The following is a 12329-nucleotide window of genomic DNA, read 5'->3' as shown; positions in this document are numbered from 1 at the left end:
GTGGGCTCGTTTTTGTTTATAAGAGCCCGGCGTGAGCCCGGGGGTGAAGTCCTGGTGGGACTTGGCCCCCCCACGGCGGCCCGGAACCGGCGGGCGGGGCCCGTGCGGACGCGTCCGCACGGGCCCCTCACCGGGACGTTAGAGCAGGCTGGTCAGCCGGCCGCCTCGACGCTCTCACCGGGCGGCCGTCCGCTCACCCGTTCGGACTCAAGGGCGGTCTGGAGGATCACCACCGCGGCGGCCTGGTCGACCACCGAGCGGCCCTTCTTCGCCTTGACCCCGGAGGCCCGCAGGCCGTGGGTCGCGGTGACGGTGGACATCCGCTCGTCGACCAGCCGGACCGGTACCGGGTAGAGCCGGTTGGCCAGCCGGGCCGCGTAGGCGCGGACCTTCTCGGCCGCCGGGCCCTCCTTGCCGCTGAGCGAGCGCGGAAGGCCGACGATCACCTCGATCGCGTCGTACTCCTCGACGATGGCACCGATCCTGGCCTGCGACTTCACCCCGGCGGGGACGGTCTCCACCGGCGTGGCGAGCACCCCGTCGGGGTCGCAGGACGCGACCCCGATCCGGGCGTCACCGACGTCGACGGCGATCCGCCGCCCCCGCCGGAAGGGCCTTTCCTCCTGCTCCATCAGCTGGCGCGCTCCGCGACCAGGCCGCGCACGGCGGCGATGGCCTCGCCGACCGCGCCCGGGTTGGAGCCGCCGCCCTGGGCGACGTCGTCCTTGCCACCGCCACCGCCACCGAGGGTCTTGGCGGCGACCCGGACCAGCTCGCCGGCCTTGATGCCGCGGCCGCGGGCGTCCTCGTTGGTGGCGATCACGGTCAGCGGGCGGTCGTTGGCCACGGTGAAGGCGGCGACGACGGCCGGGCGCGAGCCGAGGCGGCCGCGCACGTCCAGGACCAGCTTGCGCAGCTCGTCCGCACCGGTGCCGTCGGCGACCTGCGCGGCCACCACAGCGATGCCCTGCACGTCCTCGGCCGAGTCGGCCAGGCCCGCGGCGGCGGCCAGGACCTTCTCGGCGCGGAAGCGCTCGATCTCCTTCTCGGCGTCCTTGAGCTTGGCGAGCATGCCCGAGATCTTCTCCGGCAGCTCCTCCGGGCGGCCCTTGACCAGCTCGGTGAGCTGGGAGACCACGGTGTGCTCGCGGGCGAGGAACTTGTAGGCGTCCACGCCGACCAGCGCCTCGACCCGGCGCACGCCGGAGCCGATCGAGGACTCGCCGAGCAGCTTCACCAGGCCCAGCTGGGCGGTGTTGCCGACGTGCGTGCCACCGCAGAGCTCCTTGGAGAAGTCGCCGATGGTGACGACCCGGACCTCGTCGCCGTACTTCTCGCCGAACATGGCGATGGCGCCGGCCTTGCGGGCCTGGTCCATCGTCATGACCTCGGCGGTGACGTCCAGCTCGCGGGTGAGCACGTCGTTGATCTTCTGCTCGACGTCGACCAGCACGCTGCCGGGCACGGCGGCGGGCGAGCCGAAGTCGAAGCGGAACCGGCCGGGGGCGTTCTCGGAGCCGGCCTGGGCGGCCGTCGGGCCGAGCGCGTCGCGCAGCGCCTGGTGGGTCAGGTGGGTGGCCGAGTGGGCGCGGGCGATCGCCCGGCGGCGGTCCACGTCGATCGTGGCGTACGCGGAGGCACCGAGCACGACCTCGCCGAACAGCACGCCGCCGGAGTGGACGACGACGCCCGGGACGGGCTGCTGCACGTCGCGGATCTCCACGACCGCGCCGGAGTCCAGCCGGATCCGGCCGTGGTCGGCGAGCTGGCCACCGCCCTCGGCGTAGAACGGGGTGCGGTCGAGGACGATCTCGACCTCGTCGCCCTCGCTCGCGGCCGGCGCCGGGACGCCGTCCACCAGCAGGCCGACCACGGTGGCCTCGCCCTCGGTGAGGCTGTAGCCGGTGAAGACGCTGGCGCCGGACTTGTCGGCGACCTCGCGGTACGCGGCGACGTCGGCGTGGCCCATCTTCTTGGCCTTGGCGTCCGCCTTGGCGCGGTCCCGCTGCTCCTGCATCAGGCGGCGGAAGCCGGACTCGTCGACCTGGAGGCCCTGCTCCTCGGCCATCTCCAGGGTGAGGTCGATCGGGAAGCCGTAGGTGTCGTGCAGCTTGAAGGCCTGGTCGCCGGAGAGGACGGCGCCGCCGGCCTGCTTGGTCTCGGTGACCGCGGCGTCCAGCAGGCTGGTGCCGGCCTTCAGGGTCTGCAGGAAGGCCGTCTCCTCGCCGGTGACGACCGTCTCGATCCGCTTGCGGTCGGTCTCCAGCTCCGGGTACTGCGGGGCCATCGCCTTGATCGCGGTGTCCGTGAGGTCCCGGGCGACCGGACCGGTCGCGCCCAGCAGGCGCATGTTGCGGATGGCCCGGCGCAGGATGCGGCGCAGGACGTAGCCACGGCCCTCGTTGCCGGGGGTCACGCCGTCGCCGATCAGCATCAGCGCGGTGCGGATGTGGTCGGTGACCACGCGCAGCGAGACGTCCGACTTGTGGTCGGCGCCGTAGGTGTGGCCGGTGAGCGCCGCGGCGTGGTCGAGGATCATCCGGCTGGTGTCGATCTCGAAGAGGTTGTCGACGCCCTGCAGGATGGCGGCGAGGCGCTCCAGGCCGAGGCCGGTGTCGATGTTCTTGCTCGGCAGGTCGCCGAGGATCTCGAACCCGTCCTTGCCGTCACCGTGGCCGCGCTCGTACTGCATGAAGACCAGGTTCCAGATCTCCAGGTAGCGCTCGCCGTTGACGGCCGGGCCGCCCTCCTCGCCGTACGCGGGGCCGCGGTCGTAGTTGATCTCCGAGCACGGGCCGCACGGGCCGGGAACGCCCATCGACCAGAAGTTGTCCTTCATGCCGAGGCGCTGGATGCGCTCGGACGGCACGCCGATGACGTCCCGCCAGATCTGCTCGGCCTCGTCGTCGTCCTTGTAGACGGTGATCCAGAGCTTCTCCTTCTCCAGGCCGTAGCCGCCGTCCGCGACGGGAGTGGTGAGCAGCTCCCAGGCGAACTTGATGGCTCCTTCCTTGAAGTAGTCACCGAAGGAGAAGTTGCCGCACATCTGGAAGAAGGAGCCGTGCCGGGTGGTCTTCCCGACCTCCTCGATGTCCAGGGTGCGCACGCACTTCTGGACGCTGGTGGCGCGCGAGAACTGCGGCTTGACCTCGCCCAGGAAGTACGGCTTGAAGGGCACCATGCCGGCGTTGACCAGCAGCAGGGTGGGGTCGTCGGCGACCAGGGACGCCGACGGAACGACGGTGTGGCCGCGCTCCTCGAAGAAGCGCAGCCAGCGGCGGCGGATCTCTGCCGACTCCATTAGTGGTCCTTCCGGTTCGGGGTACCGCCCTGCTGCGGCAGTGCGCGGCGGGGCGTCTTTTCGATGGCTGGGGTGGTGCGGGCACCGTCGGACGATGCGCGGGCACTGCTGGACGGAGGCAGGGCGGCGGCCGGGCTGCCGGGCGCCGCCGAGATAGCTCGGTACTGCGGCTCGCCGCGCAGGACTCCGCTGTTGCGGCGGCGGGGCTCGACGACGGCGGTGCCGTCCAGTCCGAGGTCCTCGCGCAGCTGCTCCTCGCGCTCGGCCATGCCGGCCTTCACGTCCTGCGCGAACCGCTTGGCCGCGTCGCCCAGGTGCAGCGCACCGCGCGCGGCGGTGCCGGAGAGGCTGTCCGGGGTGAGCCGGTGAACGGCCTCGTTGGCCTTGTTCATGGCCCAGACGGTGGCGCCGGCGCCGACCGCCATCCAGAAGATGCGTCGCACCATGGCGTCAGCTCCTCACCGCGCGCCGGACCCGGGCGAGCAGGCCGCTCTTGGGCGCCGTCGCGGCGCGCACCTCGGCCCGGATCAGCCGGGCCAGCTCCTCGCGCTCGCCCGGCTGGGTGGGCAGCGTCAGGGTGCCGTTCTGCTTGGCGACGGCCTTGCGGACGCCGTAGCTGAAGGCCGCGACCTTGACCAGCGGCCCGCCCAGGGTGGCCGCGACGGTGGAGGAGAGCGCGTTGGCGTTGGCGGCGGCGTCCTGCACGTTGGCGGTGATCTCGTCGACCCGCTCGAGCTGCTCGTTGGCGCTGCGCACGGCGGCGCCGGCGTCGGTCAGCAGCGGCACGGCCTGTTCGGTGACCGCGGAGACCAGGACGGTGGCCTCCTTCAGCACCCGCGAGAGCCGGACCAGCACGACGGCGAGCAGGGTGACCAGGACCGCCCAGAACACGGCGACGAGCAACCCGGCCAGCTCTCCCACGGACACCTTGCGCGCTCCCTCGCCTTGCTGTTCTCCGAGGGGAACCCTATCGCGACCACGGCCGGTTTCCGGACCGGGTCACCGGCCGGGCCCGCCCCGCGATCCGGTCGGGTGTGCGAGCCGTGCGCGTAACCTACCGGCCGGTCACCTCGTTCCACCGGGCGGGCCGTCGCGGGGGCGGTCCCCGCGACGTCCGGACCGCGAGGGTCCGGGCCCGGACCCGGGAGCAGTGTTTGGCAGGCGACTCAAGAGCAGAGCCCGGGACGGCGGCGCCGCGCCCGCCGGCGCCCGGGGGGCTGCCCGCGGAGGTGAACAGCTTCGTCGGACGGCGGGAGGAGCTCGCCTCCCTGGCCGGGATGCTGGCCGCCGCCCGGCTGGTGACGGTGACCGGGCCGGGCGGGGTCGGCAAGAGCCGGCTGGCGTTGCGCGCGGCGGCCCGGGCGGCCGGCGCCTTCCCGGACGGTACCTGGCTGGTCGAGGTGGCCCCGGTGCAGGACCCGCTGCTGCTCGGCCACGCAGCCCTGGAGGCGCTGCGGCTGACCGACGGAACCGCCCGGGCGCCGCTGGACATCCTGACCGAGCAACTGGCCGGGCGCCGGATGCTGATCGTGCTGGACGGCTGCGAGCACCTGGTGGACGCCTGCGGGGAGCTGGCCGACACCCTGCTGCGGGCGGTGCCGGGCCTGCGGGTGCTGGCCACCAGCCGGGCACCGCTGCGGTCCCCGGGCGAGCACCTGCTGACCCTGGCGCCGCTGCCGGTCGGCCGGGCGGGCCCCGGCACGGTGCCGGACGCGGTGCTGCTCTTCGCCGACCGGGCCCGGGCGGTGCTGCCGTCCTTCGAGGTCACCGCGGCCACCGTCGAGGGGATCGCCCAGCTCTGCCGCCGGCTGGACGGCATCCCGCTGGCCGTGGAGCTGGCGGCCGGGCGGCTGCGCGCACTGTCGGTGGAACAGATCGGCGCCCGCCTGGACGACCGCTTCCGGCTGCTCACCGGCGGTGCCCGGACGGCGCTGCCGCGCCATCAGACGCTCCGGACGACGATCGGCTGGAGCCACGAGCTCTGCACGGTGCAGGAACGTTTACTCTGGGCCCGCCTCTCCGTCTTCGCCGGCAGCTTCGACCTGGAGGCCGCCGAGTACGTCTGCGCCGGCGACGGCCTCGAACCGGACGAGCTGCTCGACCTGCTGTCCGAACTGGTCGCCAAGTCGGTGGTGCTGCGCGAGGAGAGCGCCTTCGGCGTCCGCTTCCGGCTGCTGGACACGCTGCGCGAGTACGGCGGGCACTGGTTGCGCGGCGCGGGCGGGGAACAGCGGCTGCTGCGCCGCCACCGCGACTGGTACCTCGGCGTGGCGACCTGGGGCGAGGTCGAGTGGTTCGGCCCGCGGCAGGCCGAGACCGCCGAGCGGACCGGGCTCGCACACGCCAACCTCCGTGCGGCGCTGGAGTTCTGCCTGGCCGAGCCGGGCGAGGAGCAGCTCGCCCTGCTGCTGGCCGGCACGCTCTGGTTCTTCTGGGTCGGCTGCGGCCATCTCGGCGAGGGCCGGCACTGGCTGGACCGCGCCCTCGCCCTCGCCCCCGAGCCGACCGAGGCCCGTGCGAAGGCGCTCTGGGTCACCGGCTACATGGCCACCCTCCAGGGCGACCTGGTCGCCGCACGGCCCGCGCTGGAGGAGTGCCGCCGCCAGGCGCAGGACACCGGCGACGACCGGGCGCTCGCCTACGCCGTCCACCGGCAGGGCTGCGCGGCGCTGATCGGCGACGAACCGGCCCGCGCGGCCGAGCTGTTCGAGGAGGCGCTCTGGCACTACCGCACCATCGGCGAGCTGAACAGCAACGTCCTGATGGCCATGTTCGAGCTGGGCATCGCCTACCTCTTCCAGGGCGACCGGGAGAGCGGCGAGCTCTGGCTCGGCCAGGTCCGCGAGCTGTGCGAGGAGCACGGCGAGCAGTGGGCGTACGCGTACGGGTTGTACGCGCTGGCGTACTCGCACTGGCTGAACGGCGAGGTCCGGCTGGCCCGCGCGCAGGCCCGGGAGAGCGTCCGGCTCAACCACCTCTTCCGCGACCTGCTCGGCATCGTGCTGGCGATCGACCTGCTGGCGCTGCTGGAGACCGAGCCCGTCGGGCCCGGCGAGCCGGGCGACCTGCGCGAGGCCCGGGTGCTGCAGGGGGCCGCGCACCGGATCTGGCAGGCCGTGGGCAAGCCGTTCTTCGGCTCGCGCACCTTCAACGGCCCGCACCGGGACTGCGAGGACCGGGCCAGGGCCGGGCTGACCGAGCAGGAGTTCGCCGACTCGTTCGACCGCGGAACCCGGCTGGACCTGGACGCCGCCGTGCGCCGCGCGCTCGGCGGGGACGACGCGGCGGGCGGACCGGGGCCGCTGCCCGGCCCCCGCTCGGTGCCGCCGGAGCCGCAGCCGTCGCCGGTCAGGAATAGTTGAAACTTGTCCATTGCTTCAGGGGGCAGCACCACCCGGAACCGTCGCACCAGGACGGGCACCGGGCCGACCCGGAAGGAGCAGCCGTGGCCATCCACACCGCCGCCGACGAGTACCGCCTCGCGAACTTCTACTTCGAGTCCAAGGCCTACTCCGACGCCGCCCGCATGCTGGAGGGCGTCCTCGCCGAGGAGCCGGCCAACCTCTCGGTCCGGCTGCTGCTGGCCCGCAGCTACTACCACTCGGCCCAGCTCTCCCGCGCCGAGGCCCAGCTGCGCGTGATCGTGGACGCCGCCCCGGCGGAGGACTACGCCCGGCTGATGCTCGGCCGGACCCTGGAGCGCCAGGGCCGCGCCGAGGAGGCCCGCCCGCACCTGCGGCTCGCCGCCGCGATGACCGGCGAGGACCTCTGACCGCTCCCGGCCCCGCCCCGGGCCGAACGGCACGCCGGACCCGGGCGCCCGGAGGCGAGCGGGCGGGTCAACGGGCACGCGGGTGAGTCACCGCGGGAACGGGCGCGTCACGGAAAAGGGGCGAGCCCCCGCCGCCTCGAAAGGCGACGGGGGCTCGCTGGGTACGGCAGGCGTACCGCTCGCGGGTCAGCGCGAGTAGTACTCGACGACGAGCTGCTCGTCGCAGATCACCGGGACCTCCTTGCGCTGCGGCGCGCGGTCCAGGCGGAAGGCCAGGGCCTTCAGGTTGACCTCGAGGTACTTCGGGGTCTGGCCCTCACCCGCGTAGCCACCCTCACGGGCGACCTGGAACGGGACCTTCTCCTTGCTGCGCTCGCGCACAGTCACCACGAAGCCCGGCTTCATCTGGTACGACGGCTTGTTGACCTTGCCGCCGTTGACCTCGATGTGACCGTGGACGACCATCTGGCGGGCCTGGTAGATGGTGCGGGCAATGCCCGAACGCAGCACCAGCGAGTCCAGACGGGTCTCCAGCTCGGCGACGAGCGCCTCACCGGTCTTGCCCTCGGCCTTCTTGGCGCGGTCGAACGCGCGCGCCATCTGCTTCTCGCTCAGGTCGTACTGGGCGCGCAGACGCTGCTTCTCGAGCAGACGGACCTTGTAGTCCGAGTTCTGCTTGCGGCCACGGCCGTGCTGGCCGGGCGGGTACGGGCGGGCCTCGAAGTACTTGACGGACTTCGGGGTCAGCGGCACGCCGAGCGCACGCGCGATCTTGACCTTGGGACGCTTCTGGTTCGCCATGAACCAAACCTTCCTTGCTTACGAATACGGCTTCACCAGGTGTTGACGGAGGTCGCTCGTCGCGGTCCGGAGAAAAACCGCACCGCCCACGGGCAGTGTGGTCAGCCGCTCTCCGAGGCCGGGCACAGAAGTGCTTGCACACGAGTGGCCCACCGAACCGGGGTTGGTGGGCTGCACGCGACACCGAAACGGTGCGCGACGCTCCTGAGGGCCCCGAAGGGCCCACCGCCGGTGCCCCGCTGGTGCGGCCGGTCGGTCAGGGTCTCCCCTGCCGCCGTCCCGGGACACGGCACTCCGCACGAGTATACCCGCTGCGGATCACCCTCCCGCCGGGGCCTGCGGCGCCCGCGTCACTCACCCCTGAGCCGGCCCCTCGTCCACTCCACGACGTCCGCGTACCGCGCCTCCCCGCCGTGCCGGGTCGGCCGGTAGTACTCCTTGCCGTGCACCGTGTCCGGCGCGTACTGCTGCGCCGCGATGCCCTCCGGCAGGTCGTGCGGGTACTGGTAGCCCTGGCCGTGCCCGAGCCTGCCCGCGCCCCCGTAGTGCGCGTCCCGCAGGTGCGGCGGCACCGCGCCCGCCAGACCCTGCCGGACGTCCGCCAGCGCCGCGTCGATCGCCGTGTAGGCGGCGTTGGACTTCGGCGCCAGGGCCAGCGCGATCGCCGCCTGGGAGAGGATGATCCGCGCCTCCGGGAAGCCGATCAGCGCCACCGCCTGGGCCGCCGCCACCGCCGTGGTCAACGCGGTCGGATCGGCCAGGCCGACGTCCTCGCTGGCCGAGATCATCAGCCGCCGGGCGATGAACCGGGGGTCCTCCCCCGCCTCGATCATCCGGGCCAGGTAGTGCAGCGTGGCGTCGACGTCGCTGCCGCGGATCGACTTGATCAGCGCGCTGGCGACGTCGTAGTGCTGGTCGCCGTCCTTGTCGTAGCGGACGGCCGCCTGGTTGACCGCCGTCTCGGTGGTGGCCAGCGTGATGCTCGCCTCGCCCTTCTCCAGCGCCGCCCCGGCCGCCGCCTCCAGCGTGGTCAGCGCGCGCCGGGCGTCCCCGCCGGCGAGGCGGACGAGGTGGTCCTCGGCCTCCCCGGACAGCTCCAGCGCGCCCTCCAGACCCCGCGGGTCGGCCACGGCCCGGCGCAGCAGGGCCCGGACGTCCTCGTCGGTCAGCGACTCCAGGGTGAGCAGCAGCGAGCGCGACAGCAGCGGGGAGATCACCGAGAAGTACGGGTTCTCCGTGGTAGCGGCGATCAGGGTGACCCAGCGGTTCTCCACCGCGGGCAGCAGCGAGTCCTGCTGGGCCTTGGAGAAGCGGTGGATCTCGTCCAGGAAGAGCACCGTCTCCTTGCCGCTCATGCCGACCGCCCGGCGGGCGCCGTCGATGACCGCGCGGACCTCCTTGACGCCCGCGGTGATCGCCGACAGCTCGACGAAGCGCCCCTCCACGGCCTGGCTGATCACGTGGGCGAGCGTGGTCTTCCCGGTGCCGGGCGGGCCCCAGAGGATCACCGAGCTGGTCGCCGCGGGCCCGCGCGAGCCTGCGACGAGGCGCCGCAGCGGCGAGCCGGGCTTCAGCAGCTGCCGCTGCCCGGCCACCTCGTCCAGCGTCCGCGGGCGCATCCGTACGGCGAGCGGGGCGCGGCCGGGCTCCTTGGCCTGGCGTTCCTCGGCGGCGGCGGTGAAGAGGTCCGGTTCGTCCACACCGGAAGCCTATGCGAGCCCGCCGACAGCCCGGCCCGCTCCGCGGCGGCTACCCGTGCTGCGGGAGGTCCAGCAGGACGACCTCGAACTCCTCCAGCGAGCGCAGCGTCACCCCGCCGGCGGCCACCGCCTTCGCCCGGGCCTGCGCGACCGCGCCGCGGGAGGCCACCAGGGCGGCCTTGTCGGCGAAGAGGCCGCCGACCGAACCGCGCTCGTCCTCGCTGTTGAGCAGCATGGAGCCGCCGAGGAACCCGTCGACCTTCTGCATCGCGGGCAGCGCCCCCTCCCGGTAGGCGGCGGCGATCCGGTCGGCGTCGGCCCGGTCGAAGTCGAACTTGGTCAGCCGGAACCAGGCGCCGGGCCCGGCCTGGGCGGGCCGGGCGGCGACCACCGCCTCCCAGGTGTCCGTGGTCACCGTCCCCGCGAACGGCTGGAGCAGCTCGGCGCGCCGCTGCTTCAGCTGCGCGTCGCTGTCCCGCTCGGCCTGCGCGCTCTCCCACCAGGAGCCCATCGTGACGATGCCGAGCTCCCGGTTGGCGAACAGTCCGTAGCCCCGGTAGCCGGGCTGCGCCGCGAGCAGCCCGACAGCCTCGGCGCGGAGGCCGTCGAGGGCCTGGTCGAGCTTGGCCGGGTCACCGGTCGCGTAGACGGTACGAACGAACATGGGCGGTTCTCCTGACGTCGTCGGGGCGCCGGCCGGCGCCCGTGCCTTGCTGGGGCACGTCCATCGGACGGCCTGGCACCGGCACCGGCAACGCCGCGGGGCCGTTCGGAGGAGCCCCCGCCCCGGCTACCCCAGCCCGGCCGCGTGGTCGGGCACGTAGTTCTGCAGGTCGCGCGGCGGCCGCCGGTAGCCGCGCGACGGCGGGCGGGGCGGCAGCTCGATCCGGGGCGCCACCACCTCGCGGTACGGGACGGTGGAGAGCAGATGGGCGATCATGTTGATCCGGGCGCGGCGCTTGTCGTCGCTCTCCACCACGTTCCACGGCGAGTCCGTCGTGTCGGTGTGGGCGAACATCTCGTCCTTGGCCCGCGAGTAGTCCTCCCAGCGGGTGATCGACTCGATGTCCATCGGCGAGAGCTTCCAGCGCTTCATCGGGTCCTCCAGCCGGTCCCGGAACCGCCGCTGCTGCTCGGTGTCGCTGACCGAGAACCAGTACTTGCGCAGCAGGATGCCGGCCTCGGTCAGCATCCGCTCGAAGCCCGGGCACTGGTGCAGGAACTCCCGGTACTCGGTGTCCGTGCAGAAGCCCATCACCTTCTCGACCCCGGCCCGGTTGTACCAGCTGCGGTCGAACAGCACGATCTCCCCGGCGGCCGGCAGCTCCTCCACGTACCGCTGGAAGTACCACTGGCCGCGCTGGCGCTCGGTGGGGACGGGCAGCGCCACGACCCGGGCGATGCGCGGGTTCAGATACTCCGTCACCCGCTTGATCGCGCCGCCCTTGCCGGCCGCGTCGCGCCCTTCGAAGACGACGACCAGGCGGGCGCCCTCGGCGCGCACCCACTCCTGGAGCTTCACCAGCTCGTTCTGGAGCCGCAGAAGCTCCCGTTCGTACGGCCTCCTCGGCAGCCGCTCCGGGGTTCCGGCTCGCTCGCGCTCGGGCCTGGCCGTCACCTGGGTGCCTCCGTCCGGAGAGTGCCGATGCCCACTCACGGTAGGCGTTGCGCCCCGTTCCCGCAGGCCGTGCCGACCGTTCCGGCAGCGGCGGCCCCCTGAACCGCCGCTGCCGTACTCCCCCGTGGCCCGGCCCGGAGGCCGAGTGATCAACCTTGTCGCAGACCTGCCGGGGCGGTCCAATATCCCGTTCCATAACCTTGGGGCATGGATGTGGACACCCGACTGCTGCGCAGCTTCGCCGCGGTCTGCGAGGAGGGGCAGCTGACCGCCGCCGCGGCCCGGCTGTTCGTCTCGCAGCCGACGCTGACCAAGCAGATCCGCCAACTGGAGGCACTGCTCGGGGTGGAGCTGTTCGAGCGCTCCCGCCGGGGCATGGCCCCCACCCCGGCCGGACGGGCCCTGGCCGAGCGCGCCGGCACGATGCTGGCGGGCTGGGACGACGCGCTGCGCGCCACCAGGGCGGCGGCGGCCGAGCAGGGCTCGACGCTGCGGGTGGGCTTCGAGGGCAGCACGATCAACGTGATGACCCGCAACACCGTGGCGGACTTCACCCGGCGGATGCCCGGCTGGCAGGTGGAGCTGCGGCAGAACAACTGGTTCGACCCCACCTCCGGGCTGGCCACCGGGGAGATCGACCTCACGCTCTGGCACGCGCCGCCGTCATTGTCCGGTCAGTACAACGTCGCGGTGCTGGGCGAGGAGCCGCGCTGCGTGGCGCTGCCGGCCGGACACCGGCTGGCCGGGCGTGCGGTGATCGACTTCGAGGAGCTGCTGGAGGAGCCCTTCGTGGCGATACCGCACGAGTCCGGGCACTGGCGCGACTACTGGCTGGCGGTCCGGGAGCGGGGCGGGCGACCGGTGCGGATCGGCGCGGTGGCGCACAACGCCGACGAGTGGCTGGCCGCGGTGGTGTGCGGCCAGGGCGTCGGCTTCGCCCCGGAGACGATGAGCAGGCTGGCGGCGCGGGAGGATGTCGCGTACCGGCCGGTGCGGGGGCTCGCCCCGAGTCAGGTCGGGCTGTACTGGCCGAAGGAGCGGGAACAGACCCCGGCGATGGCCGCGTTCGTGCAGAGCTGCCGGGCGACGGTCGGGGCCCCCGCGGGGCGGGAGGCCCGCCCGCAGGAACGGCGCTGA

The 12329-nt window shown here is 73.3% G+C and carries 11 protein-coding genes; 3 read left to right on the top strand and 8 right to left on the bottom strand.

What is annotated here, in order from left to right; all coding sequences use genetic code 11:
• Positions 1 to 152 precede the first annotated feature (152 nt).
• Genes ruvX through ACFC1F_RS20570 form a run of 4 tightly spaced genes read right to left on the bottom strand, consistent with a single transcriptional unit; the run spans position 153 to position 4228 of the window.
• A complete protein-coding gene (gene ruvX, locus ACFC1F_RS20585) occupies positions 153 to 632 on the bottom strand; it encodes a Holliday junction resolvase RuvX (protein ID WP_148647574.1) in 480 nt (159 codons plus the stop codon).
• A complete protein-coding gene (gene alaS, locus ACFC1F_RS20580) occupies positions 632 to 3301 on the bottom strand; it encodes an alanine--tRNA ligase (RefSeq protein ID WP_209410189.1) in 2670 nt (889 codons plus the stop codon). Before alaS ends, ruvX begins: the two co-directional genes overlap by 1 nt.
• A complete protein-coding gene (locus ACFC1F_RS20575; RefSeq protein WP_376160116.1) occupies positions 3301 to 3747 on the bottom strand; it encodes a DUF6167 family protein in 447 nt (148 codons plus the stop codon). The genes alaS and ACFC1F_RS20575 overlap by 1 nt, the downstream gene beginning before the upstream one ends.
• Positions 3748 to 3751: 4 nt before the next feature.
• Positions 3752 to 4228, bottom strand: a complete 477-nt coding sequence (locus tag ACFC1F_RS20570; RefSeq protein ID WP_148647577.1) for a DUF948 domain-containing protein — start codon at positions 4226 to 4228, stop codon at positions 3752 to 3754.
• 302 nt (positions 4229 to 4530) lie between these two features.
• Between ACFC1F_RS20570 and ACFC1F_RS20565 the strand changes: the two genes are divergently transcribed.
• Positions 4531 to 6663: a regulator gene (locus ACFC1F_RS20565; protein ID WP_376160114.1), complete on the top strand. Its 2133-nt coding sequence runs from the start codon at positions 4531 to 4533 to the stop codon at positions 6661 to 6663.
• A gap of 83 nt (positions 6664 to 6746) precedes the next feature.
• The gene (locus ACFC1F_RS20560) at positions 6747 to 7073 is read left to right on the top strand and encodes a tetratricopeptide repeat protein (protein WP_376160112.1); all 327 of its coding nucleotides are present in this window, start codon (positions 6747 to 6749) and stop codon (positions 7071 to 7073) included.
• A gap of 186 nt (positions 7074 to 7259) precedes the next feature.
• Here ACFC1F_RS20560 and rpsD read toward each other — a convergent pair whose 3' ends face one another.
• From rpsD to ppk2, 4 genes are all read right to left on the bottom strand, one after another.
• On the bottom strand, positions 7260 to 7874 hold the full coding sequence (gene rpsD / locus ACFC1F_RS20555) for a 30S ribosomal protein S4 (RefSeq protein ID WP_063346792.1): 615 nt from the start codon (positions 7872 to 7874) through the stop codon (positions 7260 to 7262).
• A gap of 350 nt (positions 7875 to 8224) precedes the next feature.
• Positions 8225 to 9574, bottom strand: coding sequence for a replication-associated recombination protein A (locus ACFC1F_RS20550; RefSeq protein WP_376160110.1), 1350 nt, complete (start codon positions 9572 to 9574; stop codon positions 8225 to 8227).
• Between the two features lie 49 nt (positions 9575 to 9623).
• The gene (locus tag ACFC1F_RS20545) at positions 9624 to 10238 is read right to left on the bottom strand and encodes an antibiotic biosynthesis monooxygenase (RefSeq protein WP_376160108.1); all 615 of its coding nucleotides are present in this window, start codon (positions 10236 to 10238) and stop codon (positions 9624 to 9626) included.
• A gap of 126 nt (positions 10239 to 10364) precedes the next feature.
• Complete coding sequence (gene ppk2, locus ACFC1F_RS20540) at positions 10365 to 11192, bottom strand: polyphosphate kinase 2 (RefSeq protein ID WP_376160106.1); 828 nt, start codon at positions 11190 to 11192, stop codon at positions 10365 to 10367.
• A gap of 207 nt (positions 11193 to 11399) precedes the next feature.
• Here ppk2 and ACFC1F_RS20535 point away from each other — a divergent pair, with 207 nt between their 5' ends.
• Positions 11400 to 12329, top strand: coding sequence for a LysR family transcriptional regulator (locus tag ACFC1F_RS20535; protein WP_376160104.1), 930 nt, complete (start codon positions 11400 to 11402; stop codon positions 12327 to 12329).

The sequence above is a fragment of the Kitasatospora sp. NPDC056181 genome (genome assembly GCF_042266225.1).
Taxonomy (GTDB): Bacteria; Actinomycetota; Actinomycetes; order Streptomycetales; family Streptomycetaceae; genus Kitasatospora.
Note: the sequence above shows the minus strand (reverse complement) of the source record. Positions and strands in the feature narration are given on the sequence as shown.